Origin of the sequence: Desulfuromonas sp. DDH964 (assembly GCF_001611275.1) — a bacterium.
In the GTDB taxonomy this organism is placed as follows: domain Bacteria; phylum Desulfobacterota; class Desulfuromonadia; order Desulfuromonadales; family DDH964; genus DDH964.
On record NZ_CP015080.1, the window covers coordinates 3,560,497 to 3,586,253 of the forward strand.

The following is a 25,757-nucleotide window of genomic DNA, read 5'->3' on the forward strand; positions in this document are numbered from 1 at the left end:
GGGCCAACGTACCGCCCTGGCCGCATCGGCCGCGGCGGGAATGGCTATCAGGAGAAGACGATGAAAACCCTTTCGCTGGAACGCATCGCAACAAGACGCAGCGAAACCGGCTGGGGCGGCGCCCTGCTGCTCGCCGGCCGGGCGCTGCTGGAGGCGCTCAAGCGCCGGCGCAACTGGGCCCGGGGGCTGAGCCAGCTGCAGGAGATGGACGACCGCATGCTCGCCGATCTCGGCATATCAAGGGCCGATGTCGACCAGATGGCCCGCAAGGGGCCGGGCTGGGTGCCGGAGCGACGGGGCGGCGGATTCTCCGGGACGGCATAGCGTCAGATAAGATTAAACAGCGGCCGGGTCGATACGATCCGGCCGCTTTGTCTGCGCTGGCTCAACGCCTCTGGTAGCGCGTCGAAAAAACCCGGTCCCAGAGCGGCGAGGTCACCCCGAAGTTGGTGGTGGGGTGGTAGTGGTGGGTGAGATGATTGCCGGCCCACTGCTGGGCAAGGCGATAATGGAATCGCAGGTGGTGAATCAGAAAGTGACCGACGCCGTAGGCAACGTAGCCGAAAGCGACGGCCCCGATCAGCAGGGCGCCGAAACCGCTCGGCAACAGCAGATCGAAGAGAACCAGCAGGCCGAACAGCACCAGGGCGGGGAGGAAGAAGGGGAGGCTGGAGTAGCCGAGCGGATTGCGATGGTGCTCCCGGTGCCCCTCTACCATGATGGGGATCGAGCCGTGGAACAGCCAGCGGTGAAAGAAATATTCGACAAAACTGAACAGGAACAGCCCGACCAGGAAGGTCAAAAGAGCCAGGGCCGGCCGGGTCTCGAGACGATGCAGGCCGTACAGAACCAGCCCGATCCCGATCGGGATATCGAGGGCGAATTCGCCCCAGTAGTTCGCCGGGGTCTGCGACATCCGCGCCATCCGATCGAGAAAAGGCGTGAAGAACTGTCGGATTGTTTTCGTTCCCATCTTTTTCCATCTCCCGTGCGAAATAGCGCAGCAACTATAGTTTACACCTTTCCAGCCACCGCAACCGGCCGCTCGGGGAAAAATCGACCGCGAAACGGTCCGCTCCGTAGAAAACCAAAGCGCCCCCGTTGCAGGAACGGGGGCGCCGGAAAATTGTTGCGAACTGCGTAGCCGGATCATCACCTTCCGGGGAACTGCGCCAGCCACTCATGCACCGCCGCCACCGCCTGCGGCAACGCCGCCGCGACCGGTTCTGAGAGACCCTGCCCGAGCTCGAGAGATTCCGGCTCGATGCCGACGATGAAGAGCTCCGGCAGTTCCCCCAGCTCGGCGGCCAGGGCAAGCACCTCCCCGAGCCCGGCCTGGTGCAGCGAAAGCCCCGCACCATCGGCGCGGAAGACCCCCGCTTCGTAGCGAAAACCGGCCACGCTCCCCGGCGCCCGCCCCATCGCCAGGGCATCGACCAGGAGCACCGCCCGCGCCCCCGCCATCAGGCTCAATAATGTCAGGCCACCAGTACCACCGTCGATCACCTCGACCCCCGGCGCCACCCCTTCCCGTTCCAGCTCCTCGATCACCGCGATCCCGACCCCGTCATCGCCGGCGAGGGGATTGCCGACACCGATCACCCGGATCGCGGGGGGCGATTCGGGAAATTTTGAATTTTGAATTTTGAATTTTGAGTTCAGGTCAAGTCCTCGGGAGCGTGAATCGATTTCATGCGGAAAAAAGAGTAATGACCTTGCTTCCGAGGAGTGAATTTCCATTTTAATTCACCATTCAAAATTCTCACGGTCGATTTCAGGCGAAATCGACCGTGAGCAGGTGCGTCGAACAGCTGATGCAGGGATCATAGGCGCGCACCAGGCTCTCCAGACGCAGGGTCAGCTCAGGGCGGGGGAGGTCGAGCAGTTGCGGCACCAGGGCGCGCAGGTCGGCCTCGATATTGCCGAGGTTCTGGGCGGTGGGGATGACGCAGTCGGCGCTCTCGATGCAGCCGTCGGCATCGTAGTGATAGGCGTGAAAGAGGGTGCCGCGCGGCGCCTCGATGGCGGCGACGCCGACGCCGGCGCGGGCCGTGACTACCGGCACCTCCCGGCGCAGGCCGGGGAGCAGGGTCTCGTCGACGAGATGGATCGCCTGCTCGACGCAGTGGATCACCTCGACCAGCCGCGCCACCAGGTTGCGATAGGGGTTGATCGTCCCCGGCTCGAGCTGCAACGCCGCCGCCACCTGGCGCGCCATCGGCGAGAGCTGGCCGAAGGCGTTTTTGACCCGCGCCAGTGGCCCGACCATGTAACTCTCCCGGCCGAGGCGGGCGAACTTGGCCGTCGAGTGCGGCGTCAGGTATTCCTCGATGGCGAGCCGGTAATCGCGCACCGGGATGCGGGCACCGTCGCTGGAGAGAAGCTCGCTGCCGAAGAGGGGGTAGCCGCCGTCGGGACTGAGGGAGAGGTACTCGGTCTCCCGCTCGAAGGCGGGGATCGGCAGAGTGGCGAAGAGATCAACCGTCTCCTCCAGGTCCGGCAGCGCCGCCACCAGCTGGCGCCGCAGCTCCTGCAATGCGGCCGCCGCCGGAAGCGCCGAGAAACCGCCGACGCAGGGGGTGACCGGGTGCACCGGCCGGCCGCCGACGGCAAGGCAGATGTCGTTGGCGAGCTTCTTCAGGCGCAGCGCCCGAGTCACCAGCTCGCGCCGGCTCTTCGCCAGCGGCAGGATGCTGGTGACACCGAGGTAGTCGGGGATGGCGAGGAAATAGAGATGGAGGATGTGGCTCTGCAAAATCTCGCCGTAGGCGAGGAGCTGGCGCAGCCGCCGGGTCTGCGCCGAGACCTCGACGCCGAAGGCCGCCTCGGTGGCGGCAAGGGAGACCAGGGTGTGGGAGTTGGAGCAGACCCCGCAGACGCGGGCGACGATCGGCGCGACGTCGCTGTAGTGGCGCCCTTTCAGCAGGCTTTCGAAGAAGCGCGGCGCCTCGACGATCTCGAGGCGGCACTCGCGCAACTCGCCGCTGGCGACATCAACGACGAGGTTGGCGTGCCCCTCGACCCGGGTCAGGTGGCGAACCTCGACTCTCATGCCCCCCCCTTCCCCGGCACGTTGAAGGTGCGGAATTCGCGCAGGATGTCGTCGGCGGTCAGGCCGTTCTCCTCGAGAATGCGGTGATAGGGACCGGAGCGGGGGTTGTCGATCAGGCCGCGGCAACCGCGGCAGCGGTCGCCGCCGCGCAGACAGAGGGCGTCGCAGCCGGCCCGGGTCACCGGGCCGAGGCAGACGACCCCGGCCTCGAAGGTGCAGGGGAGCTCGGCGAGCTTGCACTCGACGCAGAGGGAGAAGCTCGGCAGCTCGGGGGGGCGCCCCATCAGCAGCGCCTGGAGCACGGCGAGGAACTCGCGGCCGTCGATGGGGCAGCCCGGCACCCGGTGATCGACCCTGACATGGGCGGCGAGGGGCTGCGGCGGCAGGGTCGCGAGGTGCGGGCTGTCGCTGCCATAAACCTCGGCGCGCAGGTCATCCGCAGTGCGCAGCGCCGCCAGGGCGTTGACCCCGGCGGTGTCGGCGCAGGCCCCGAGCGCCACCAGGGTGAGGCTGCGGGCGCGGATCGCCGCCAACCTCTCGATCTGGTCGGGGCGGGAGATCGACCCCTCGACAAAGGCGATGTCGAGCTCGCCCCCCCCTTCACTCATCAGCTCGCGGAATTCGACGATCTCGACCAGTTCGAGGAGTTCGAGGAACTCCGCCTCGAGGTTGAGCACCGTCAGCTGGCACCCTTCGCAGCCGGTGAAATCGAAAAAGCCGATGCGTGGTTTAGTCATGGTTGCCCTAATTAAAGTCAAACTGAAAGCCGCAGTTTCTCACGCCACGCCGCAACTAAAAGCAAGCGCTTCCGCCTAATGGCCCCTGACCCTCACCGCAAAGACGCGAAGGTCGCAAAGAAAATCAAACCATCGTAAGAGCCCTGCGGAAAGTTGTTCAGTGTGCCGACTTGAGCCCACAATCCCTTTGGTTTGCTTGGCGTTCCCTGCGGCCTTGCGGTGGGAAAGCCTTTTCTCTGAGCCGTCAGTGCTCAATCGCCTCACGCAGGTGCTTGACCTTGCTGTAGGAGAAGATCGGCCCGCATTGGCAGACGCAGATGTCGTTGATCTGGCACTTGCCGCACTTGCCGAGACCGCACTTCATGTGGCGCTCGAGATTGAGAAAGATCCGCTCCTCGTCGAAGCCGAGCCGCAGCAGCAGCGGATTGATGAAGCGGTACATCGCCGGCGGTCCGGAGATAGCCGCGCTGCTCCGCTGCGGCGCCAGGTCGAGGTCGCAGAAGAGCTGGGTAACGTCTCCCGCCGGCAGCGGCCAGTCCCCGCCCGGTTCGTTGACGACAAAGCGGCAGTCGAGGATGCCGCTGCGGTGCCAGGCGAGCAGGTCTTCGCGGAAGAGGAGCGCTTCCTGGTTGTGCCCGCCGTAGAGGAGGAGCACCCGGCCGAACTGGTCGCGGCGGGCGAGGATCGTCAGCAGCAGCGAGCGCAGGGTGATCATTCCCATGCCGCCGGCAACCAGCAGCACGTCGCGGCCGCAAAAGGCATCGAGGGGGAAGCCGCTGCCGAAGGGGCCGCGAACCCCGACCATGTCCCCCGGCTTGAGGCGGTGCAGGGCACGGGTGAGGTTGCCGGCGGCACGCACCACCAGTTCCAGCTCGCTGCCGCTGCCGACCCCGGGGGCCGAAGCGATGGTGATCGGCGCCTCGCCGAGGCCGAAGACCGAGACCTCCATGAAGGCCCCCGGCTCGAAGGCGACCGGCTGCGGCAGGTGGAGACCGAAGACCTTTTCGCCGGCGGTCAGGGACCTTGCAGTGAGAATTTCGGCGAGCTGCGGCTGGTATTCGGCTCCCGGCGCGCTGACCATCTCCGGCAGCGCCCGCTCGGCGAAGAGGTCGTTGAGGACGGCGGCCGGCTCGATGCGCGCCAGGCACTCGCGGCTGCAGCGGCCGCAGCCGACGCAGGCGGTGCGCTGGTGCTTCTCCCAGAGGTACTTGTACTTGCGGAAAAAGCGGTGGCGCTGGCGATCGGCCTGGTTGGCACGGAAATCGGCGCCGCTGGCGACCTTGGTGAACTGGTCGAACTGGCAGGAATCCCAGGTGCGCACCCGTTCCCCCCCTTCGAGGTTGAGGTCGAGGCGGTCCTGGACGTTGAAGCAGTAGCAGGAAGGGCAAAGGAGGGTGCAGGCGCCGCAGCCGAGACAGCGCTCGCCGATCTCCTTCCAGACCGGGTGGTCATAGACGCCGCCGAGGAGCGGCGCCAGCGACTCGACCGGGAACTGCAGGGTGGCCTGGTTCTCCTTGAGCTGCAGCGGCAGCGGCGACTCGCTGGCCCGGGCGGCGACCAGCGGTGCATGGCGGGCCAGGAGCGCCTCACCGCGAGGGCTGCCGCTCTGCACCAGGTAGCCGTTCTCGACCCGGTGCAGGAAGAGGTCGAAGCCGCTGGCGACCCGATCGGTCTCCATGCTGGTGCAGAAGCAGTGCTCGTCGGGGGTGCAGTCGACGCCGACCAGCAGCGTCGCCTCGCGCTTGGCGCGGTAGGCGCTGTCGGCCTCCCCCTCGAAGAGACAGTCGTCGAGCACCTGCACCGCGTGGATGTCGCAGGGGTGCATGCCGAAGACGACCCTTGGCAGGGCGGCCTTCTCCGGTTCGAGGAGCACCCGCCCGCCGAGGCGGAAACGGAACAGCTTTTCCCAGTTGGGAAAGAGGAACTTCTTCGGCGAATGGACGTGGGGGGGAAACTCGAGGCGCAGCGCCGCCGGGTCGTCGAGGCGCTCCAGGGTCAGGCGCCCCTGGCGCTCCTGCACGCCGACCACCTCGTAGGCGTTGCTGAGCGAACGCACGAAGAACTCGATCTCGGCCCGGCTGATGCTGCGCCAGGTCGTGACGAAGGCGGCCTCCTCGCTGCGGGCGACGGCTTGCTCCATCAAAGGGATACCCCTGAACTGAAAAGTTTTTGGACTCAGAGCAAATTCTCCTCAGTCTACGGGAGTGCCGCTGGCGGCGTCAAGCTGCGTACGAAAAGTGCCCGCCGGGAAAGCCGGCGGGCGCTGTTTCAGGGAAAATCAGAGGGCGTCTCACACCCGTTCGCTGCGCTCACTTGAGAACACAGAGGGCACAGAGAAAGGAAAAACCGGGCTTTGGGTTGAACCAAAAACGCTTGATAGCTTTTCCTCTGTGTTCTCCGTGCGCTCTAGCGACTGCAAGGAGCGGGTGAGAGACGCCTTTACCCTATTCGTGCTCCGCCTCCAGGATCGGCAGGTAGTTGACGCCGATCTTGTAGAGGAGGACGCCGAAGGCGAGGAAGGCGAAGGTGACCCCCCACTCGCCGACGGAGGGGAAGTAGGACCAGCCCGGCCCCATGTTCATACCGATGAGAAAGACGTTGAAGCGGTTGAGGACCACCGCGAGGATCACCGACAGGGCGCAGAGGAAGAGGAGGGTCGGGTCCCGGCGGATGCTGCGCCGTTTGAGGAGGAAATAGGGGACGGCGAAGAGGGCGAATTCGAGGAGGAAAGCGTTCCCCTGGAGGCTGCCGTCAAAAGCGCTGGCGAGCACGCCGCGGTAGGCGAGGTCGCCAAGCCGCAGCAGCAGATAGGTACCGAGGAAGAGGGGCACGTACTTGGCAATGCCCGACAGCAGCTCGGTCTCGGGCCTGCGGCCGAAGAATTTGGCGGCCAGGGTCCCCTCGAAGATCACCATCGGGATGCCGACACTCACCGCCGAGGTCAAAAAGAGGAGCGGCGAGAGGGGAGTGTACCAGAGCTCATGGAGCTTGTAGGGAGCGATCAGCATCATCGTCCCGAGGGAGGACTGGTGGCCGAAGGAGAGGACCACCCCGGCAATGACGAAGAAAGCCATGGTCTTGCCGCAGAACCAGTCGAGGCGATGCAACAGCCAGTTGGCCGGGCGGTTGAGCCGCGCCAGGCGGCCGGGGAGGTGAACGTTGTCCTTGAACTGCTCCACCACGTTGGGGAGGTTCTCGATACCGAGGACGGTGAGGTAGAGCATGACGCACCAGGCGACCTCGAAGAGGACCGAGGTGCCGTTCCAGTAGATCAGTGCGTGCCAGATATTGTAGTACTTGCCGAGGTCGAAGAAGACCGCCAGGCCGACCAGGAAATAGCCGATGAAGGCGGTGAGGATCGCCGGCCGCACCAGGGGGTGGTACTTGTGGCGGCCGAAGATTTCGACGATCGCCGCGGTGGTAAAGCCGCCGGCGGCCAGCGCCACCCCGCAGGCGACGTCGAAGGCAATCCAGAGGCCGAAGGGGTAGGCCTTGCTGAGGTTGGTCACCGAACCGAAGCCGTAAAAGAAGCGGAAAAAGGCAAAAACCGCCCCGGCCCCCATGAAGAAGAGGAGGAGAAAGACGTTGGGAGTGAAGAACTTCTGCCGCAGCGGCAGGGCCTTAATAGTCATCGTCGCCTCCCTCGGTCCCCGCCTTGCGCTTGCGGTTCTGGTTGTAGAACATGATCCCCCCGAGGACACCGTAGACGGCGATCGGCGGGATGAAGTACTGGAAGATCCGGTGCTGGATGCTCTCGGTGAGGTCGGAGACCGGCTTGTAGCCGAAAGGCTGCAGGCCGAGGCCGGCGAAGGCGACATCCTTCCTGGTCAGATAGAGGACGCAGGTACCGCCGACCTCGTTCTCGCCGTAAACCTGGTCGAGGTAACGCTCCGGTTCGGCCGCGATCCGCGCCCGCGCGATCTTCAGCAGCTCGCTGCGCTTGCCGAAGGTGATCGCCCCGGCCGGGCAGGCGCTGGCGCAGGCGGTCGCTTCCCCCTTTTCGAGTCGGGTTTCACTGCAAAGGGTGCATTTCCTGATCGAGGGAAGGGCCGCGTGCCATTCGAACTGGGGGACATTGAAGGGACAGGCGACCATGCAGTAGCGGCAGCCCATGCACATCCCGGCGTCGTACTTGACGGCGCCGTTCTTCTGCTTTTTCAGGGCGCCGACGATGCAGGCCGACTGGCAGGCGGCGTCGGCGCAGTGCATGCACTGGCGCTTGACGAAGGTCGCCGCGCCCGTTTTCTCATCCCGGTGCAGTTGGATCAGGGTATAGGTCTGTTCGGAAAGCTCCCGCGGGGAGTCGTAGAGGGGAGCGCCAAAGGTCGCGGCGTCGCCGAGGGTCGATTCGGGCGGCAGCTTGTTCTCCTTTTTGCAGGCGACCATGCAGGCCTTGCAGCCGATGCAGCGGGTCGAGTCGTTGAGCATGCCGTACCAGTCCGGATCGATGTCCGGCATCTCCCGGGCGGCGGCAGGCCGGGCCAGGTTACAGACGGCACTGCCGCCGGCCACCGCGCCGAGCTTGAGGAATTTTCTGCGGCTGAGGTCCATCGCTTACTCCTTCCCGTCGCGGTCCTGGTCGTTTTTGGTCACCTTCTTCCCGAGCACCTTGACGCCGACCACGCCGGCCGCCGCCCCGGCCAGGGCGGTGTAGCCCGGGGTCAGGTCGATCGGTTTGCGGTTGTCGGTAAAGATCGGCGGGTAGAGGGCGGGCGGGGTGACCCCGGCAATCGGCACCGGCGTCCACATTGAATCCTCGTAGGGATAGGCCGGCTCGACACAGCCGTTGCAGGGGTGGCCATTCTCGATGCACCAGTTGGTGCCGGAGTTGAAGCGCTTCTCCGGGCAGTTGGCGAAGGCGACCGGCCCTTTGCAGCCGAGTTTGTAGAGACACCCTTCGCCACCGAATTTCTGGGCGAATTTGCCGGCGTCGAACTGGCCGCGCAACGGGCAGTTGTCGTGGATCAGCTTGCGATAGAACATCTGCGGCCGGCCGTGCTGATCGACCGGCACCGACTCCGGCCCGCCGAGCAGCAGTGCCGCCACGGTGAAAACAAACCAGTCGGGATGGGCGGCGCAGCCGGGGAGGTTGATGATCGGGGTGGTGATCCCTTGTGCCTTGAAGACCTCCATCACCCCCTTCGAGCCGCTCGGGTTCATGTTCGCCTTCGGCACGCCGCCAAAGGAGGCGCAACTGCCGATGGCGATCACCGCTTTCGCCTTTTTGCCGAGGCGGGTAACGTGCTCAAGGGAGGTGATGCCGTGACCGTTCTTTTCGCCGACCTCGCAGTGGCGGCCGCCGTCGGCGGTGGTGATCGACCCCTCGACGACGAGGAGAAAGGGTTTCTCTTCGGTGTCGTACATCGCCTGCATTGCCAGATCCCCCGCCGCCGCCATCACCGTCGGGTGGAAGTTGAGGGCGATGTGATGCCCCGGGATCACCTGGTCGAGCAGCACATCCTGGATGCGCGGTGCGAGGGCATTGAGCAGCGAGACGCTGCAGCCGCTGCAGGCGCCGGCGGCGAGCCAGACCACCGGGGTCTCCTGGATCGCCTGGGCGAAGGCCTTCTTCAGCAGCGGGTTGTCGAAGAGGTTGATGCCGAGGGCGGCGGCGCCGCCGGCGGAGAACTTGAGAAAGTTACGTCTTGAGATGGGCATGGTTGTCTCTCTCCTGAAAATGGAATCAGCATCGGTTAGCCACCCGTTCGCTGCGCTCACTGGAGACACGGAGACACAGAGGGAGGGGCAAGGACTGAATCATGTCTGGATCTGAAGTTTTCTCTGTGCCTCTGTGTCTCCGTGGCAAAGACCTTAGGCATTGGTGATCTCGTTCAGCACCAGCGCCACCGCCCGCTCGACCGCCGCCGCCACGGCGGGGGTCAGGCCAATGCCGAGCCCGGTCGCTGCCGGCTGCACGCCGATCACCACCGTGCTTTTCGGCTTGCAGTCGACCAGCTCGCCGACCCGCAAGGTCTCGATCAGGCCGACCTGGTGCAGGGAATTCATTGGCAGCGCCTGCGCCTCGACCTCTTCCGGGCTGAAGCGGTAGAGGGTGCCGGGGGGCTGGCCGCCACGCACTGCGTCGATGACGACGAGCTTTTCGCGGCCGTTGAAAATATCCATCAGATCGATGGCGCTGGTGCCGGCGTCGAAGAGCTCGATGCTCTCGGGCAGTTCCAGCGCCTCGAGGCGCTGCAGCACCGCGTCGGCAAAGCCGTCGTCCTGGCGCAGGATATTCCCCACCCCCATCACCAGGATCGGCGGACGGGCCGGCTCGATCAGGGCTGGGATCATGCCGCCCCCCCGACTACCAGGTGGCCGAGGTCCTCCCCTTTCGGGGTGACGGCGTGGACCGCGCAGGAGAGGCAGGGGTCGTAGGCGCGGACGATGCGCACCAGCTCGAAGGGGTTGCGCTGGTCCTTGACCCGGGTGCCGATCAGCGACTGCTCGATCGGACCGGGCTGGCCCTTGCCGTCCATCGGGCCGGCATTCCAGGTGGTGGGGACGATCGCCTGGTAGTTCTTGACCTTCCCCCCTTCGGCGACGATCCAGTGGCCGAGGGCGCCGCGCGGCGCTTCGTGCAGGCCCATGCCGCGGGAGGTGACATCGAGGTTGAAGTCGGTGAAGGTCGGTTCGCCCGGCTTGAGCTGGAGCACCCAGGCCTTGAGTTGCTCGGCGACGATCTTCGCCTCGATGGCGCGCGCCGCATGGCGGCCGAGGACCGAGCAGAGGGCGTCCGGGGAGGCCTTGAACTGGCCGAGGACACCGTTGACCTCCCCTTGCACCTGGCGGTCGCCGGCGGCGTAGGCGGCGAGCATGCGCGCCAGCGGACCGACCTCAAGGACCTCGCCAGCGTAGCGCGGCGACTTGACCCAGCTGTAGGCCCCGGCCTTGTCGCGGTCGGCGACGGTCTGGCCGTCATAGGGGTGTACCGGGCCGTCGGCGGCAAACCAGCTGTTCTCCACCTCTTCTGTCACCCGGGTCGGGTCGAAGCGGCGCAGCTTGAGGTCGCTCCCCTTGACGATCCCCTGCGGAAGGTAGCGCTGGCGCTTGGTCAGGTCGGGATCGCTGTCGAGGTCGAAGACGCCGAAAGAGAGGAACTGCCGGCAACCGGCACCGACGCCGAAGTAGTCGCTGTAGCGGCGCGCCACCATCAGCACGTCGGGGAGGTAGACATGGTCGATGAAGTCGGCGAGCTGCTCGATCTTCCAGAGGAAGGCCGCCATCTTGTCGAGGGTCGGCGCACAGGTGACGCCGCCGGCGACGATCGACATGTTGTGGGGCATCTTGCCGCCGAAGACCGCGACCGCCTCGTGGGCGAGGCGGCGCATGTTGAGGGCCTGGACGTAGTGGGCGACCGCAAGGCGGTTCTCTTCCTTGGTGAGGCGGTAATCCCCCTCGTAGCGGGGGACGAAGGGGCCGAGGTGGCCGCGGGCGATGAAGTCCCTGACCTTCTGCAGCTCCGGGTCGCTGCCGCTGTAGTCGGCGACGGCGGTGACGTCGACGTAATCGAGGGCGGCGAGCTGGTAGAAGTGGAGGATGTGCGACTGGACGAAGTTGGCGCCCTGGATCAGGTTGCGCAGGATGCGACCGTTGTCGGTGATGCTGCCGTTGACGCCGTAAACCTCGTCGAGGGCGAAGGTGGCGGCAAGACCGTGGGAGGTCGGGCAGACCCCGCAGATGCGTTGCATGATGCGGGCGGCGTCGCGGGGATCGCGACCGAGCAGGATGTTTTCGAAGCCCCGGTACATCATCCCCGAGCTCTTGGCCTCCTTGACCACGCCGTTCTCGACCATCGCTTCGATCTTGAGGTGGCCCTCGATCCGGGAGACCGGATCGATCACAATTTTCGCTGTCATAAAACCTCTCTCCTCACAGGGGTATTCTCAGTCTCCGGCGGGCCATCGCGCGACAGCGCCACCAGCATCGGAAACGGACGGGTCTTCGGCGCGGCCATAAGCGCAAGGAGCGTGCCCGCCCTGCTCACCCGCTTGGGCAGTCTATAAATTTCAAGTGTAAACGGCAGGTTAAGGATGATACCGGGAGGGGTTCAGGCGCGCATACGTATACGGACAAAATGTCCCACGATGTTTCATTGCGACACAGATGGGAATAATTGCGCTATAGCGTATACAGGATTACGGTGTGTGGGAAGGCGGGAGCGAGGGCCCGGCTAAATTTCGGCCTTGCCGATGCCGTACTCCACCAGTTTGCGGTCGAGGGTCTTGCGGGAGATGCCGAGGATGGAAGAGGTTCGGACCTTGTGATAGCGGGTCTGGCGGTAGACCTGTTCGATGTAGAGCGCTTCGAGTTCGGCGAGGGTCATCTGCTCGTGGGGGACGGTGAACTCGACCGGGGTCCCCTGCATCACCTTGACCGGGAGCTGCTCGGCGCTGATGTCCTCGCCGTCGGCGAGAATCGATGCCATCTCGATGACGTTCTCCAGTTCGCGCACATTTCCGGGCCAGTCATAGGCGCGCAGCAAGCTGATCGCTTCGGAGGTGATGCGCTGCCCGCTGCGGGTGGCGAAACGGGCGATGAAGAATTCGGCCAGCGGCGGCACATCCTCCTTGCGCTCGCGCAGCGGCGGCACCTGCAGGGTAACGACGTTGAGGCGGTAGAAGAGATCTTCGCGGAAGCGGCCGGCGGCGACTTCGGTCTCGAGGTCCTTGTTGGTGGCGGCGAGAAAGCGCACGTCGGCATGGCGCACCTTGGTCGAGCCGACCGGGATGAACTCCCCCTCCTGCAATACCCGCAGCAGCTTGGCCTGCAGGCTGGGGCTGACATCGCCGATCTCGTCGAGAAAGAGGGTCCCCTTGTGCGCCTCTTCGACCAGGCCGCGCTGGGTCGTCACCGCGCCGGTAAAGGCCCCCTTGACGTGGCCGAAGAGCTGGCTCTCTAACAGGGTGTCGGTCAGCGCCGCGCAGTTGATGGTCAGAAAGCGCTGGTCGCGCCGGTGGCTGCTGTAATGGATGGTCGAGGCGATCAGCTCCTTGCCGGTGCCGCTCTCCCCCTGGATCAGGACGCTGGCGTCGGAGGGAGCGACCTTCTTCGCCAGCTCGAAGACGCGGCGGAAGGCGCTGCTCTTGAAGATCACCTGGTCGGGATCGAAGCGGCGACGGATCTCCGCCTTGAGGGAGCGGTTCTCCTCCCGCAGCCGGTTGTGCTCGACCACCTTGTCGACCAGGGGGTAAAGCTCGTCGTTGAGGAAGGGCTTGAGCAGGTAGTCGTGGGCCCCCTGCTTGATCGCCTCGACCGCCCCGCGCACGGTGGCAAAGGCGCTCATAACGATCACCGTCTGCTCGGCCCGCAGCGCCTTGATCCGGCGCAGCACCTCGAGCCCGTCGGAAACCGGGGGACGGAGATCGAGCAGGATCAGATCGGGACGGTCTTCGCGGTGCTCCTCGAGCAGGCGCAGCAGCTTGTCGCCGCTGGCAAAGACTTCCACCTGGTGACCGTGGGATTCCAGCGCCTTGCGCAGCAGCTGCTGCACCTCTGGCTGGTCGTCACAAATAAAGATACGTCCCTGTTCCATGATGGTTCCATCCCTTCCCCGTGGCCGAGCCCCTTCAAGATAGCAAACCACTCCCCAGGCGGCAATCACCTTTCCACCCCCGGGCACCACTTATCAGCACCGCCGGGGATGAGCCAAACGTATACGCCACCGCGGGCTGAGCAGCCTTGATTTTTGCCGGGGAATCCCCCTATAGTGAAAAATCGCCGCAGCGTCCCACCCCCGCAGAGAGCCATGCGCATGCACGAACTCGGCATCACCCAGAGCATCGTCGATATCGCCGTCCGCACCGCCCGCGAGCAGGGGGCGACGCGGGTGCGCAGTGTCACCGTCGAGATCGGTGAGCTCGCCGGCGTGGTCGCCGATGCGGTGGCCTTCTGCTACGAGGCGTGCCGGCAGGGGACGCTGCTGGAGGGGGCCGAGCTGATCATCGAAACGATCCCGGGCCAGGCCCGTTGCAGCAGCTGCGGCAGCGAGACCCCCGTCGACCGCTACACCTTCGCCTGTCCCGCCTGCGGCGCCTTTGCCCTGGAGCGGCTGCAAGGGGAGGAACTGCAGATCCGTGAAATGGAGATCGACTGACCATGTGCATTGACTGTGGCTGCCCGACCGCCGCCCCCCACCACCATGATCACGACCATGGCCACGAACACGAGCAGGTGCCAGGCCGCACGATCCGGGTCGAGGAGAGCCTCCTCGCCAAGAACGACCGGCTGGCGGAACGCAACCGCGACCGTTTTTCCGCCTTCCGGCTGCTGGTCCTGAATCTGGTCAGCTCCCCCGGCTCGGGCAAGACCTCGATCCTCGAACGGACCCTGGCCGACCTGAAAGGGGAGCTCGCCTTTGCGGTCCTGGAAGGGGACCAGCAGACCGCCAACGATGCCGACCGCATCGCCGCCACCGGGGTGCCGGTCAAGCAGATCAACACCGGCGCCGGCTGCCACCTCGACGCCCACATGGTCGGCCACGGCGTCGACGGCTTCGACCTCGGGTTGACCGACATCCTGATGATCGAAAATGTCGGCAACCTCGTCTGCCCTGCCTCCTTCGATCTCGGCGAAGACCACAAGGTGGCGGTCCTCTCGGTCACCGAGGGGGAGGACAAGCCCCTCAAGTACCCGCAGATGTTCCGCGCCGCCAACCTGATGCTGATCAACAAGGTCGACCTCCTCCCCTACCTGCGCTTCGATGTCGAGAAGTGCAAGAGCTTCGCCCGCCAGGTCAACCCGCAGATCGAGATCCTCGAGCTCTCCTGCCATTCGGGGGAAGGGATGACGGCCTGGTACGACTGGCTGCGAGAAAATGTCAGCAAAAAACGGGACGCGGGATGGGTGACGCGGCGCGCATAAGGGCTCGGTCACATCCCCCATTCCTCGTTCCCCGTTCCGCTCCGAAGGAGTTCCCATGTGTCTTGGCGTCCCCATGCGGGTGATGAGTATCGACGGTGAAACCGCCTGCTGCGAAATCGACGGCGTCCAGCGCCAGGCGAGCCTGATGATGGTCGACGGGGTAGCGATCGGCGATTTTGTCCTGATCCACGCCGGCTTCGCCATCGAGAAGCTCGACGAAGAAGATGCCCGGGAGACGCTGCGCATCTTCCGCGAGCTGATCGCCGACGGGGTCTTCCCGGAATGAGCGGCCCGACCTACACCCGCGAGTTCCGCGACCCGGCCGTCGCCCGAAAGCTCCTCGCCGACCTGCATGCCCTGGTCGCGGAGAAGGGGCGCGCCATGACCTTCATGGAGGTCTGCGGAACCCATACCATGGCGATCTACCAGCACGGCATCCGCTCCCTGCTCCCCGCTTCGATCCGGCTGATCTCCGGCCCCGGCTGCCCGGTCTGCGTCACCCCCATCGAGTATGTCGACCACGCGGTGGCCCTGGGACGCCGTCCCGGCACGATCGTGGCCACCTTCGGCGACATGGTGCGCGTCCCCGGCTCCAGCAGCAGCCTGCAGCGGGAGCAGGCGGCGGGCGCCGCGATCCGCATCGTCTATTCCCCCCTCGACGCCGTCGCCCTGGCGGTGAAAAATCCGGCTGCCGAGGTCGTCTTTCTCGGCGTCGGCTTCGAAACCACCGCGCCGACCATCGCCGGGGCGATCCTCCAGGCCCAGGCCCAGGGGGTCGGCAACTTCTCGGTCCTTGCCGCCCACAAGACGATGCCGGCGCCGATGGCAGCCCTGACCTCCGACCCCGAGCTGCAGGTTGACGGTTACCTCTGTCCGGCCCACGTCTCGGCCATCATCGGCGCCGCAGCCTATCGCCCCCTCGCCGAACAGCATCATCTCCCCTGCGTGATCACCGGCTTCGAACCGATCGACGTCCTGCAAGGGGTGACGATGCTCGCCCGCCAGGTCCTGGAAGGGGCGGCGCGGGTGGAGATCCAGTACAGCCGCATCGTCAGGCCGGACGGCAATCGCAAGGCGCGGGAGATCCTCGAGCGGGTCTTCGCACCCGCCGATGCGCGCTGGCGGGGGATCGGGGTCATCCCCGGCTCGGGGCTGGCGATTCGCGAGGAGTTCGCAGCCTTCGACGCGGCCCGGCGGCTCCCGGTGGTGGTCGAACCACCGCGGGAGCAGAATGGTTGTCTCTGCGGCGAGATCCTCAAGGGGAAGGTCACCCCGCTGCAGTGCCCCCTCTTCCGCACCGTCTGCACCCCGGAAGATCCGGTCGGCGCCTGCATGGTGTCGAGCGAGGGGACCTGCGCCGCCGAGTACAAATACGGCGGCGGCTGAAAAGCATAGGTCAAATAGGACCCATCTGACCCATGGATCCCATCTGCCAGCCATTTTCCTAAAGGCGCTTCCCGCAATGAAATCCGACATCATCCTGCTCGGCCACGGCAGCGGCGGCAAACTCAGCCACCAGCTCCTCGACGAACTGATCACGCCGATCCTCTCCGGGATCACTCCGCGCGACCAGAACGATGCGGCGCTGCTCGACCATGCCGGCGGCCGGCTCGCCTTCACCACCGATTCCTACGTCGTCGATCCGATCTTCTTCCCCGGCGGCAACATCGGCGACCTCGCCGTCAACGGCACCGTCAACGACCTCGCCATGAGCGGTGCCCGCCCCTTCGCCCTCTCGGTCGGCCTGATCCTCGAAGAGGGGCTGGCGCTGAGCGACCTGCGGCGGATTCTGGAATCGATGCGGGGAGCTGCCGACAAGGCGGGGGTCAGGATCGTCACCGGCGACACCAAGGTGGTGCCTCGCGGCAAGGGGGACAAGATTTTCATCAATACCGCCGGCATCGGGGTCTTTTCCCACGACCTGCAGATTACCGGCAGCGACGCCCGGCCGGGCGACAAGGTCCTGGTCAGCGGCACCCTCGGCGATCACGGCATGGCGGTGCTGGCGAGCCGGGAAGGCTTGGAGCTGACAAGCCCCATTCGCAGCGACAGCGCCAGCCTCAACCACCTGGTGGACGACCTGCTGGCCAGCCTCGGCGCGAAGGTGCATGTCCTGCGCGACCCGACCCGGGGGGGCGTGGCGACGACCCTCAAGGAGATCGCCCGGCAATCGCAGGTCGACATCCTGCTGCAGGAGACCGCGCTGCCGATCAGTCCGGCGGTGGCCGGAACCTGCGCCATCCTCGGCCTCGATCCGCTCTACGTCGCCAACGAGGGGAAATTGCTGGCGATCGTCGCTCCCGATGCGGCGGAAGCAGCCCTGACAGCAATGCGCCGGCATTCCGAAGGTGCGGATGCTGCGATTATCGGCGAAGTGGCTGGCAGCGGTGCCGGCCGCCTCTCCCTGCAGACCGCCATCGGCGGGAGACGCTCCATCGAGATGCTAGCCGGCGAACAGTTGCCCCGCATCTGCTGATTCCTAAAAACGAACAAGGACCGGCGGATACCGGTCCTCGTTTAATTGGCTGGGGGGAAGAACTTCAGACCCGGTACTTGCGATATAACTCCTGCCGCACCGGACAATTGCAGTAACCTGAATCGCCAAAACTCAGATGATAGCAGCAGAGGCGCCCCCCCTCGCCCTCGACAAAAAAGACCTTGTCGGCGACACTGTCGACGACCCGGCAGTGCGGCGCCCCCTCCAGGCAGGTCTTCCCTTTGCGGCAGCGGGTCGCCTGCGCCCTGAAATCCTCGCAAATCTCTAGCCGGCATGGCTTTTGGCCCGGCTTTTCCGTCTCGTCGCTCACTTCGGCCCCCGCACGGGGAATAGAATCGACAGCATCCTGTCGACCTGCCCCGATCTCTTCCATTTCATTTCAGGCTGGTCTCAAGCTTCTCCACTTTTTCGACCTCGGTGACTCCGCCCTGGTTGAGATTGATCACCACCCGCCCACTGTAACCGTCGTTGATCAACCCGTTGGCACGCAGCACCTTGAGTAGTTCCTCTTTCCAGCCAGCCTTGTTCACGGTGCCCCCCAATGGAAAAGACCCGCACCAATCCTTGCGGGATTTGGCGCGGGTCTTTCCAGGTCTCACCATTGAGTTGGAAATCTAACCGCAGTATTTCAGTTTTCGGCGCGACTACTTCAGACGCTCGGTACGCTCTACGTCGATAATAGCCCCGTGATTGAAATTAAGAACGATCTTGCCGGTATAACGGTCATCGATCAACCCGAGGGATTTCAGGACGATGGCAACCTCCTGCTTCCATCCCTCCGCCAGCAGCATTTTGGACGAAGATCCAATTGACATCATGGTACCCCTCCACCTTTTCTGTGAAAAAGTTAGCCGCTTCAACGACCTCTGTCAACCAATTAAACATTAAGATTCATCGAAGTTGGCAATGCCCGCTGCCGCCGTTGACTTCCCACCGGGGCCCATTACATTATGGTTAGCAAAAACCAGCGGAGGTTGATTTATGGCCAAAAAAGGGTGCAAGAACCCCGAGGAGCACGGCAACCTGCACCTGTGCTCGCTGCGGGGAAAGGAGATCAGCGCCGAAGTCGAAAAACTCTTTTCCGATCCCCATTTCGTCTGCGCCAACTGCGGCATCAGGGTCAACCGGGCGGAGAACGTCTGCAACCCCAAACCGTTCTGACCCCTCCTGCCGGTTTCAGGCGCCGGCAGAACCGGAACCGGGAAGACGGCGCAGCTGCAGGCGGCAGGGGTCCCCGGGGAAGTAGGGGGGGAGGGCATCACTCTCGCCGCGGTTGAAACGATCGCGGAATCTCTGGGCGGCGATCTCTCCATCCGGGCAGGAGACGATCAGCTGGTAGCTCAGGAACTGGTTGGGGCGAATCCGCTGCCACTGGTAGAAAGTCATCAGGCTGTTGGCGGTGGCCGCCAGGTGCTGGAAGAAAAGTCCGGCGCGCTCGACCTCCGCCAGTTTAAGGGCTTCGGCAACCCGCGTATCGTAGCGTTCCCGTGCCAGGGCCTGAACCTCTCCCCAGGGCACCTCCTGAATAAAGGCGGCATCAAGCTCTTCGGCCGGAAGCGGAGGACGCCCGCCATGGGGCCAGAACCTTCGCAGACAATCCCGCTTTTCGAGGTAGCTGAGGTAGGGGGCGGCGTCGGCGATGGTTTGGGGCGGCGGCTGGTGGGGGAGGATCAGCGAGGGGAGGCGGCGCCAGGAGTGCGGATATTCCTGGCTGGCCGCGAAGGTGGCGGCCCAATTCTCCAGCAGCGACCAGTGCCAGCGGCAGTGGCCAACGATGGCGGCGAGGGACTGCTCCCGGACCGGAACCGGGGCCGCGGCCCGGTCAAGATAGTCCGCCAGCAGAGCATCACGCCGCGGGGCGAGGCCGCTGGTGGTGGCAAGCACCTGATCCAGAGCCTCGCCGACCACCCAGGCGGCGGGGCGGAACTCCTCCCCGACCGGCGAGCGTGTCGCCGGATCCAGCGCGGGCTCCGGTTCAGTCTTTCTTTTGCGCCAAACCTGGAAAAATTCCCAGAAAAATTTCATCAACAGACCTGCAGTATCCGACCCTCCCCCGGAACGGGCCAATTCCATTAACGCAGAGAGCCTACCACCACGGAGCAGCACACGGCGGAGCTACTTTACCGTCCGCCGCCGCCTGGAAACAAGGAGAATCTTCATCCCGGGGCAAATCGTCCGGCTGCCGCGCGAATGCACAGAAGGGAGACCGCCCGTGGCCACCCGAGCCGTGCGGTTATCCCCCTTCCGCTGCGATGGAGAGTGCCGTACAACCGTGGCAGCCCGCCTCGCCTTCTCCGGACGGGCGGCACGGGCCGGCGGAGTAAAACAGTCTGAAAGGAGTTTCATGTTGCAGATTTCGATCAAAACCTGGATGGGAAAAATCTTCTCCCTCCTCTTCCTCTCCCTCTCCCTGCTCCTCATCGCGCTGGCCGGATACCAGTTCTACACCGGTCTCGCGCAGCAGAAGGAAGTGGTCAGCATTTTTGTCCAGTCGATCAACACGGCGATCATCTCGCTGGCGATCTTTGAACTCGGCATCGGCATCGGCAAGGAGTATTCGCAACCGGAAGAGGACGAAAATACTTACCTGGTCATTCGCAGGACCATAACGCGCTTCGTCGCCACGGTCTGCATTGCCCTCGTCCTCGAGAGCCTGATCATGATCATCAAGTACAGCCAGCTCGACCTGGCCGGAAATCTCTACTACCCGGTTGGCATCCTGGTTGGTGCCAGCATATTGCTGACTTCCCTCGGCCTGTTCCTGCACTTTTCCCGGCGCGACGGCATCGATCGGGGTCGCATTTCCGGCAGGGAATCCCGGTTGCAGATGGTCAAGGCAGCGCGCAACCGGCCGCCTCGGAGCGCAGGCGGGGGTTCATCACGCCAATAGTGGCGTGCGGCCGGGACTTCCATCCCGGCCGCATCTTTTCCTACGCTCCTCCCCTGGTCCGACTCAGTAGCCGATCACGTCGCCGCCGGTTTCCGCATCGAAAATCGCCAAGAGATTCTGCGGCGAGAAGGGGCAGACCTCCGTCTTTTCGGTTCCGTCTCCGAGGTGACGCTGCCAGACAATCACCTCGTTGCCGCCTCTCCTTTCCCGGGAGACGTGATCCGGGGTCACCTGGCGCAGGGCATCCCACATGGCGGCCGAGTCGAGGATCTCGTAGCCGGCAAATTCCTGGTTCGGTTCAGCGGTAGCGACAAAGGTCTCGACCAGTTCATAATCGACAAAATCATTCTCCTTGCGCCACCATTTGATAATGCGACTGCCGTCAACCTTGTCCCGGCTGAGTTCCTGTTTGATTTCGCTCGCTTTCATTCTGGCACCTCCTTTCCCGACGTGATCCGGGTTATGCCGGCCACGACCTGCTTCCATTATACTCCCAGACCAATTTCGCGGCAGCCAAGGCACCGCTGAGAGGGTGATGCCTGATGCCCCTTGAGGCCGGAGTGGCATTTGGGCTATCCTGCCCGGCACCTATCACGGCAAGGACCCTGACCATGCTGGAAACCATTTTCACCCGTAGCGCGGCGATTCTCGCCGCACCGACCGGTGCAGCCCGGCGCATCCTCCATGGCCGTGGGCAGACCTATCCGGGATTGGAGCATGTTACCCTCGACTGGTATCCGCCGCTGCTGCTGCTCGTCCTCTACCGCGAGCCGGAGCCCGACTGGCTCGCGGCGCTCGCGGTTGGATTGCGGGAGCTGGCGGCGGGAAGCGCCTGTTGCCTGCTCGTGCAGTACCGCTGCCGTCCCGGCACCCCCACCCACTGCCTGTGGGGCGAGGAACCGGGAACTCTCGATGCGGTTGAAGCCGGCCTGCGATTCCGAATCCATCCGTCCAAGGCCCAGAACATCGGCTTCTTCCCGGACATGGCCGTCGGCCGGAAGCTGGTGCGACAGGTCGCCCGGGAGCGACGGGTGCTCAACCTCTTCGCCTATACCTGCAGCTTTTCCGTAGCTGCCCTTGCCGGTGGCGCCCGCGAGGTGGTCAATCTGGACATGCACCGCCGCTCCCTCGACATCGGACGCCTCAATCATCAGCTGAACGGACTCGACCTGCGCCAGGCGCACTTCCTCCCCCACGACCTCTTCAAGTCTTTTGGCAAGCTGCGCCGACTCGGCCCCTTCGACCTGGTCATTGTCGACCCCCCCGGACCCCAGGGCCAGAGCTTTCAGCCCCAAAGGGACTGGCCGAAACTGCTCGGCCGGCTCGATCAACTCCTCGCCCCCGGCGGCGAAGTCATCGCCGCCCTCAGCGCGCCGGGTCCCGGTCCCGGATTTCTCCGCGCCGAGCTGGCCCGCCAGGCACCGCAGTTGGAACTGCTCAACCAGTTGCGCGCCGGGGACGACTTCCCGGAGAGCGACCCGGAGCGGGGACTCACCCTTTTTCACCTGCGCCGCGCCTGAAGGGCGAGGCGGCGAAAACCGGGCGCAAAAAAAGGCGCGCTGGCCAGGAGGGAGATCCAGCGCGCCAAAGTAAGCGGGTTGTGAGCAAGTATTTGTGGTTACCGCTTGGGAATATATTACCATAACTGTCTTATTTAACCAAGGCCGAGCCCCTGCTGTTGCCACAAAAAGATGAGACATGACGAAAATTTTATGTTAATTTGGCGGCTCTAAAATGAATCTCCCCGCAGCAAGCTACGGGGTATCAAAAGTTTAGATTGATCGCTTTCATCGAAGCAAGCTTCGGGGAATTCGACCCACCTGAGATTAATTTATCCGAGGAGGATGGGAAAATGGGGATTTTCGATCTGCAGAAGGCCCTTAAGGATTCAATCCAGACCGAAAAGGATGCCATGGACTTTTATCGCTACGGCGCCGAGAAGATGGCCGAGGACAAAGCCCGGCAAACCTTCGAGCTGCTCGCCCGGGAAGAGCTCCAGCACGCCAAGATGTTCTACAAGGTCTACAAGGGGGGTGACCTGCCGCCCTTTGACGACTTTATCAAGCTCCCCCCCGACACCGAATCGAGCTGGTGGAAGGCTTTGCAGCAGGCGATGCTCGCCGATTTCGACGAGCGCAAGGCGCTGGAACTGGCGATTGAGCAGGAGGATGCCCTGGAGCAGGAACTGCGGGCCACGGCAGCGAAGATCGAGGATCCCGAGGTCAAGGCGATCTACCTGGCCAACGCCAGTTCTACCCACCACCATTTCGAACTGATCGAGGAAGAGTACAAGGCGATGCTCGGCATGGCCGGCTAATTTTCTCTCCGGTGGGAGCAACACCATCTTCACAACAACGTAGAGGGCCCGGCAACTTTATTGCCGGGCCCTTTCCATTTCAGCCGATCAGGCATCAGCTCTGCTGCAGATTGACCAGGGTTCGGCCCCGCAACTCGCCGGCGAGAATCCCCTTGATGGCCGGGTCGAGTTCCTGCAGGGAGAATTCGGTAACTGTATCCTCCAGCCGCGGCGACTTCCAGACGCCGGCCAGCTGCTGCCAGACCTGAAGCCGGGGCTGCGCCGGGCACTGGACCGAATCGATGCCAAGCAGGCTGACCCCGCGCAGAATGAAGGGAAAGACGTTGACCGGCAGGTCGGGGGCACCGACCAGGCCACAGCAGGTGACAACCCCGCCGTAACAGGTTGACTTGAGGATCGCCGCCAGGGTGTTCCCGCCGACCACATCGACCGCCCCCGCCCAGCGCTCTTTCATCATCGGCCGCTCGGCCCCGTCGAGCAGGCTCTGGCGGTCGGCCACCTCGGTCGCCCCGAGTCCGCGCAGGTACTCTCCTTCACTCAATTTGCCGGTCGCCGCCACCACCCGGTAGCCGGCGCGGGCCAGAACGCCGACGGCGATGCTGCCGACGCCGCCGGTCGCCCCGGTGACGAGGATATCACCAGCTCCGGGAGCAACGCCGGCGGCCGCCAGGCGATGGACCGAGAGCCCGGCGGTAAACCCGGCGGTGCCGTAGATCATGCTCTCGCGCAGGCTCAGCCCATCCGGCAAGGGGACGCCCCAGGCCGCGGGGATCCGGATGTACTGGCCAAAGCCGCCCGCCGTGTTCATGCCGAGGTCGAAACCGGTCACGATCACCTCGTCGCCGGGCTTGAAACGTCCGGAGGCATCCTCAACCACCACCCCGGCCGCATCGATTCCCGGCGTGTGGGGATAATTCTTGGTGACCCCGGGCCGGCCGCTGGCCGAGAGGGCGTCCTTGTAGTTCAGCGAAGAGTAGTGAACCCGGAGCAGGAGCTCGCCCGGAGGAAGATCGTCGATCGAACGCTCGACGATCCGGCGCTCGAAGTTTTTGGGGGAGGTTTCGCTGACGACCATGGCGCTGAAGGTCCCGAGAGACATGAACTGGCTCCTTCCGTGAAAGAGGGATAGGGGCAGGGATTCGGCTGGATGGCAAGCAGATCCTAATCCAAATGATAGTATTCGAAAGCATACCATCGTTTGCCGAAGGATACATTATGCCCCCTGTCGCATCACCGGCGACCCAATGCTGCCCGGGTGAACCTTCGCAGTTATCGATGGCAAGTGGAAGGCCGCCTTGCCCGGCTATTTAATCCTCAAGTGGTTGCGCTTCCGTCGGTTTGGGAAGGGGGGAGGGATTTTCCGCACGGGTGGACGCATAATAAAACAGGCCGGCTGAAAAATCAGCCGGCCCGGCATCTTTTTGGTGGAGCTGAACGGGATCGAACCGTCGACCTATGCGTTGCGAACGCATCGCTCTCCCAGCTGAGCTACAGCCCCGAAAAAAGCAGCGTCACCTTAACCAAACCACCGCCGTTTGTCAACGGAAAGCTTTTTCCGCCGCGGCAACCGGCAGTCGGACGATAAAGGCGGCGCCGCGCTCCCGGTTCTCGACCTCGATCTCGCCCCGGTGATGCTCGACAATCCGGTGGGAGATCGACAGTCCGAGACCGGTTCCCTCCGCCTTGGTCGTAAAGAAGGGGTTGAAAATATTGCGCAGGACCTCCTGCGAGACCCCGCCACCGGTATCGATCACCTCCAGCGCCACCGCCGCCGCCCCCCTCAGCCGCCCCGGGTAGGCGCGCACTGTCAAGTCGCCGCCGGTCATCTCCATCGCCTGGCGCGCATTATCGACGAGGTTGATCACCACCTGGCAGAGTTTCTTGGCATCCCCCTGGATGAGGGGCAGGGGGTGGGCGATTTCGAGGAGGGTCCGGATGCCGGCCTGCTCCAGCGCATCGCTGACCACGGCGAGGGCCTCATCGATCACCTCGGCAAGCTGGCAGTCGCTAAAGCAGAGCATGTTCTTCTTGGAAAAGGCGAGGATATCGCCGAGCAGACGCTCCATGCGTTCGACTTCCCGGGTGATGATTCCGGCATACTCCTGCTCCCGGCTGCCGCCCTCGAGCTGCCGGACCAGGCGCCTCGCAAATCCACCGATCGCCACCAGCGGATTCTTCAGTTCGTGGGCGACCGAGGCAGCCAGCTCCCCCAACCCGGCCATCTTCTCCCCCTGGATCAAGCGCTCCTGGGATTCCCGCAGATCCTGGTGGGCCGTTTCGAGGCGATGGACCAGCATTGAGTTCTCCATGGCGGTTCCGGCCTGGCTGGCAAAAAGTTCCAGGAACCTTAACCGGGCCGGGGTCGTCGCCTCGGTGGCGGAGGGGCTATCGACCACCAGCAGGGCGAGCACCCGGTTGCGGCCCATGAGCGGCGCACAAACACAGGTACCAAGGCCAAGCTCTGCGGGAAAGACTTTGCTCCCCTCCCCATCCTTTACCACCAGAACCAGCCCCTTCCGCACCACCTCGGCCAGGTGACTGTGAACATCTTCCAGAGCAAAGCGCAAACCCATCACCTGGCGGCAAAAGGGGTGTTGCCGCTGCCCCTCACGGATTTCAGCAGCGATCCGCGGGTGCTCCCAATCGCGCACCCCGGCCTGCACCGGCAGGACCATCGACGCAGTCTCCCGGGTGACACCGAGCATCCCCTGCAGGGTGCCGCTGCGGGCATTGACCATCAGCAGCATTGCCCGTTCAAAGCCGCCGCCGTCGGGAACCGTGGCGGCCGACAGGATCAGATGCATCAGTTCATTGAGTTGCAGGGTCCCATGCAGGGCACGCGAGAGCCGATAGAGCAGGGACATCTCGCGAAACTTACGGTCATTCTCGGCGGAGAGCGCTTGCCACTGGAGGAGATCCTCATCCCGACCGGCCGCAGGGACCAAAGCGGAAGGAGGAAGCAGGCCGGCGAGAAATTCGGCAACGGCCCGGGCCGCTGCCAACTCGGTTGCCGTCAAACTCTGGCCCGGAGCGGGGCGCAACACCAGAACTCCGCGCGACTCCTTGTCGCTGGCAACGGCCAGAAACCAGTCCCCGGAGCTCCCCTGGCAGCTCCCGGCATGCAGGGAACGGCCGGCGTTGCTGCCGGCGACACGCAGAAGGGAGGGGAGTATACGACAGGGCCCGGCAGCGCTGATCTGCCGGTGAAAGGTTTTTTCGTCGGGGGCGAGAATAAGAAGCCGGCTCTCCACGAGGGAGAGCCGGCGTTTAAGGAGACGGAGTGTGTTCTGCAGGGCGCGGGGACGATCGCCACCCGCCCGGTTGGCAATGCGAACAGCAGCAGTGAGGAGTTGAAACGGAAGGGACTCCATGGATCATTCCCGACCCGGTGACCGGTTGGC

28 protein-coding genes and 1 tRNA gene are annotated in these 25,757 nt (G+C 64.3%); 10 read left to right on the forward strand and 19 right to left on the reverse strand.

The annotated features are described in order from the left end of the window. The first annotated feature begins 60 nt into the window (after nucleotides 1-60). On the forward strand, nucleotides 61-324 hold the full coding sequence (locus tag DBW_RS16255) for a DUF1127 domain-containing protein (protein ID WP_066728967.1): 264 nt from the start codon (nucleotides 61-63) through the stop codon (nucleotides 322-324). A gap of 61 nt (nucleotides 325-385) precedes the next feature. Here the strand turns inward: DBW_RS16255 and DBW_RS16260 are convergent, their stop codons facing one another. The 11 genes from DBW_RS16260 to DBW_RS16310 form a co-directional block, all read right to left on the reverse strand. Beyond that, nucleotides 386-973 (reverse strand): sterol desaturase family protein, encoded by a 588-nt coding sequence (locus DBW_RS16260; protein WP_066728969.1) that lies wholly within the window; start codon nucleotides 971-973, stop codon nucleotides 386-388. 179 nt (nucleotides 974-1,152) lie between these two features. Further along, nucleotides 1,153-1,602, reverse strand: coding sequence for a hydrogenase maturation protease (locus tag DBW_RS16265; RefSeq protein ID WP_197463668.1), 450 nt, complete (start codon nucleotides 1,600-1,602; stop codon nucleotides 1,153-1,155). 172 nt (nucleotides 1,603-1,774) lie between these two features. After that, nucleotides 1,775-3,052 carry a Ni/Fe hydrogenase subunit alpha gene (locus DBW_RS16270; protein WP_066728973.1) on the reverse strand — a complete coding sequence of 426 codons (1,278 nt, stop codon included), beginning with the start codon at nucleotides 3,050-3,052 and terminating at the stop codon, nucleotides 1,775-1,777. Then, nucleotides 3,049-3,789, reverse strand: coding sequence for a hypothetical protein (locus DBW_RS16275; RefSeq protein ID WP_066728975.1), 741 nt, complete (start codon nucleotides 3,787-3,789; stop codon nucleotides 3,049-3,051). The genes DBW_RS16270 and DBW_RS16275 overlap by 4 nt, the downstream gene beginning before the upstream one ends. Nucleotides 3,790-4,033: 244 nt before the next feature. Then, complete coding sequence (locus DBW_RS16280; RefSeq protein WP_066728977.1) at nucleotides 4,034-5,929, reverse strand: 4Fe-4S dicluster domain-containing protein; 1,896 nt, start codon at nucleotides 5,927-5,929, stop codon at nucleotides 4,034-4,036. 304 nt (nucleotides 5,930-6,233) lie between these two features. Beyond that, nucleotides 6,234-7,421: an NrfD/PsrC family molybdoenzyme membrane anchor subunit gene (gene nrfD / locus DBW_RS16285; protein WP_066728979.1), complete on the reverse strand. Its 1,188-nt coding sequence runs from the start codon at nucleotides 7,419-7,421 to the stop codon at nucleotides 6,234-6,236. Next, complete coding sequence (gene hybA / locus DBW_RS16290; RefSeq protein ID WP_066728980.1) at nucleotides 7,411-8,340, reverse strand: hydrogenase 2 operon protein HybA; 930 nt, start codon at nucleotides 8,338-8,340, stop codon at nucleotides 7,411-7,413. The genes nrfD and hybA overlap by 11 nt, the downstream gene beginning before the upstream one ends. Nucleotides 8,341-8,343: 3 nt before the next feature. Continuing rightward, nucleotides 8,344-9,447 carry a hydrogenase small subunit gene (locus DBW_RS16295; protein ID WP_066728981.1) on the reverse strand — a complete coding sequence of 368 codons (1,104 nt, stop codon included), beginning with the start codon at nucleotides 9,445-9,447 and terminating at the stop codon, nucleotides 8,344-8,346. Between the two features lie 153 nt (nucleotides 9,448-9,600). Beyond that, a complete protein-coding gene (locus DBW_RS16300) occupies nucleotides 9,601-10,083 on the reverse strand; it encodes a hydrogenase maturation protease (RefSeq protein ID WP_066728983.1) in 483 nt (160 codons plus the stop codon). Further along, nucleotides 10,080-11,648, reverse strand: coding sequence for a nickel-dependent hydrogenase large subunit (locus DBW_RS16305; protein ID WP_066728985.1), 1,569 nt, complete (start codon nucleotides 11,646-11,648; stop codon nucleotides 10,080-10,082). The genes DBW_RS16300 and DBW_RS16305 overlap by 4 nt, the downstream gene beginning before the upstream one ends. Nucleotides 11,649-11,962: 314 nt before the next feature. Next, nucleotides 11,963-13,324 carry a sigma-54-dependent transcriptional regulator gene (locus DBW_RS16310; protein WP_066728987.1) on the reverse strand — a complete coding sequence of 454 codons (1,362 nt, stop codon included), beginning with the start codon at nucleotides 13,322-13,324 and terminating at the stop codon, nucleotides 11,963-11,965. A gap of 219 nt (nucleotides 13,325-13,543) precedes the next feature. Between DBW_RS16310 and hypA the strand changes: the two genes are divergently transcribed. The 5 genes from hypA to hypE all read left to right on the forward strand — a co-directional run bounded on the left by hypA (nucleotide 13,544) and on the right by hypE (nucleotide 17,128). Continuing rightward, nucleotides 13,544-13,885: a hydrogenase maturation nickel metallochaperone HypA gene (gene hypA / locus DBW_RS16315; protein WP_066728989.1), complete on the forward strand. Its 342-nt coding sequence runs from the start codon at nucleotides 13,544-13,546 to the stop codon at nucleotides 13,883-13,885. A gap of 2 nt (nucleotides 13,886-13,887) precedes the next feature. After that, the gene (hypB, locus tag DBW_RS16320) at nucleotides 13,888-14,652 is read left to right on the forward strand and encodes a hydrogenase nickel incorporation protein HypB (RefSeq protein WP_066728990.1); all 765 of its coding nucleotides are present in this window, start codon (nucleotides 13,888-13,890) and stop codon (nucleotides 14,650-14,652) included. A 55-nt stretch (nucleotides 14,653-14,707) separates the two neighbouring features. Continuing rightward, the gene (locus tag DBW_RS16325) at nucleotides 14,708-14,938 is read left to right on the forward strand and encodes a HypC/HybG/HupF family hydrogenase formation chaperone (protein ID WP_066728991.1); all 231 of its coding nucleotides are present in this window, start codon (nucleotides 14,708-14,710) and stop codon (nucleotides 14,936-14,938) included. Further along, a complete protein-coding gene (gene hypD, locus DBW_RS16330) occupies nucleotides 14,935-16,038 on the forward strand; it encodes a hydrogenase formation protein HypD (RefSeq protein WP_066728996.1) in 1,104 nt (367 codons plus the stop codon). Before DBW_RS16325 ends, hypD begins: the two co-directional genes overlap by 4 nt. Before the next feature lie 76 nt (nucleotides 16,039-16,114). Beyond that, on the forward strand, nucleotides 16,115-17,128 hold the full coding sequence (hypE, locus tag DBW_RS16335) for a hydrogenase expression/formation protein HypE (protein ID WP_066728997.1): 1,014 nt from the start codon (nucleotides 16,115-16,117) through the stop codon (nucleotides 17,126-17,128). 64 nt (nucleotides 17,129-17,192) lie between these two features. Here the strand turns inward: hypE and DBW_RS16340 are convergent, their stop codons facing one another. The 3 genes from DBW_RS16340 to DBW_RS18655 all read right to left on the reverse strand — a co-directional run bounded on the left by DBW_RS16340 (nucleotide 17,193) and on the right by DBW_RS18655 (nucleotide 17,967). Then, nucleotides 17,193-17,459, reverse strand: coding sequence for a hypothetical protein (locus tag DBW_RS16340; RefSeq protein WP_157471926.1), 267 nt, complete (start codon nucleotides 17,457-17,459; stop codon nucleotides 17,193-17,195). A gap of 64 nt (nucleotides 17,460-17,523) precedes the next feature. Then, nucleotides 17,524-17,679: a hypothetical protein gene (locus DBW_RS18650; protein ID WP_157471927.1), complete on the reverse strand. Its 156-nt coding sequence runs from the start codon at nucleotides 17,677-17,679 to the stop codon at nucleotides 17,524-17,526. A gap of 114 nt (nucleotides 17,680-17,793) precedes the next feature. Beyond that, nucleotides 17,794-17,967, reverse strand: a complete 174-nt coding sequence (locus DBW_RS18655; protein ID WP_157471928.1) for a hypothetical protein — start codon at nucleotides 17,965-17,967, stop codon at nucleotides 17,794-17,796. Nucleotides 17,968-18,130: 163 nt separating this feature from the next. On the opposite strand from DBW_RS18655, the gene DBW_RS16345 reads away from it, so the two are divergent. Next, nucleotides 18,131-18,310, forward strand: a complete 180-nt coding sequence (locus DBW_RS16345; RefSeq protein ID WP_066728999.1) for a hypothetical protein — start codon at nucleotides 18,131-18,133, stop codon at nucleotides 18,308-18,310. 15 nt (nucleotides 18,311-18,325) lie between these two features. On the opposite strand, the gene DBW_RS16350 is transcribed toward DBW_RS16345, so the two are convergent. Further along, complete coding sequence (locus DBW_RS16350; protein WP_066729000.1) at nucleotides 18,326-19,174, reverse strand: hypothetical protein; 849 nt, start codon at nucleotides 19,172-19,174, stop codon at nucleotides 18,326-18,328. Nucleotides 19,175-19,493: 319 nt separating this feature from the next. Between DBW_RS16350 and DBW_RS16355 the strand changes: the two genes are divergently transcribed. Beyond that, complete coding sequence (locus tag DBW_RS16355; RefSeq protein WP_197463669.1) at nucleotides 19,494-20,039, forward strand: hypothetical protein; 546 nt, start codon at nucleotides 19,494-19,496, stop codon at nucleotides 20,037-20,039. A gap of 63 nt (nucleotides 20,040-20,102) precedes the next feature. Here DBW_RS16355 and DBW_RS16360 read toward each other — a convergent pair whose 3' ends face one another. Then, the gene (locus tag DBW_RS16360) at nucleotides 20,103-20,468 is read right to left on the reverse strand and encodes a hypothetical protein (protein ID WP_066729002.1); all 366 of its coding nucleotides are present in this window, start codon (nucleotides 20,466-20,468) and stop codon (nucleotides 20,103-20,105) included. A gap of 182 nt (nucleotides 20,469-20,650) precedes the next feature. Between DBW_RS16360 and DBW_RS16365 the strand changes: the two genes are divergently transcribed. After that, complete coding sequence (locus tag DBW_RS16365; protein ID WP_066729004.1) at nucleotides 20,651-21,559, forward strand: class I SAM-dependent methyltransferase; 909 nt, start codon at nucleotides 20,651-20,653, stop codon at nucleotides 21,557-21,559. 332 nt (nucleotides 21,560-21,891) lie between these two features. After that, a complete protein-coding gene (locus tag DBW_RS16370; RefSeq protein WP_066729006.1) occupies nucleotides 21,892-22,356 on the forward strand; it encodes a ferritin-like domain-containing protein in 465 nt (154 codons plus the stop codon). 94 nt (nucleotides 22,357-22,450) lie between these two features. Here DBW_RS16370 and DBW_RS16375 read toward each other — a convergent pair whose 3' ends face one another. The 3 genes from DBW_RS16375 to DBW_RS16385 form a co-directional block, all read right to left on the reverse strand. Then, nucleotides 22,451-23,455, reverse strand: coding sequence for a YhdH/YhfP family quinone oxidoreductase (locus tag DBW_RS16375; protein ID WP_066729008.1), 1,005 nt, complete (start codon nucleotides 23,453-23,455; stop codon nucleotides 22,451-22,453). 323 nt (nucleotides 23,456-23,778) lie between these two features. Then, nucleotides 23,779-23,854 (reverse strand) — tRNA-Ala (locus tag DBW_RS16380). Between the two features lie 40 nt (nucleotides 23,855-23,894). Beyond that, a complete protein-coding gene (locus tag DBW_RS16385) occupies nucleotides 23,895-25,727 on the reverse strand; it encodes a sensor histidine kinase (RefSeq protein WP_066729009.1) in 1,833 nt (610 codons plus the stop codon). Nucleotides 25,728-25,757 lie beyond the last annotated feature (30 nt).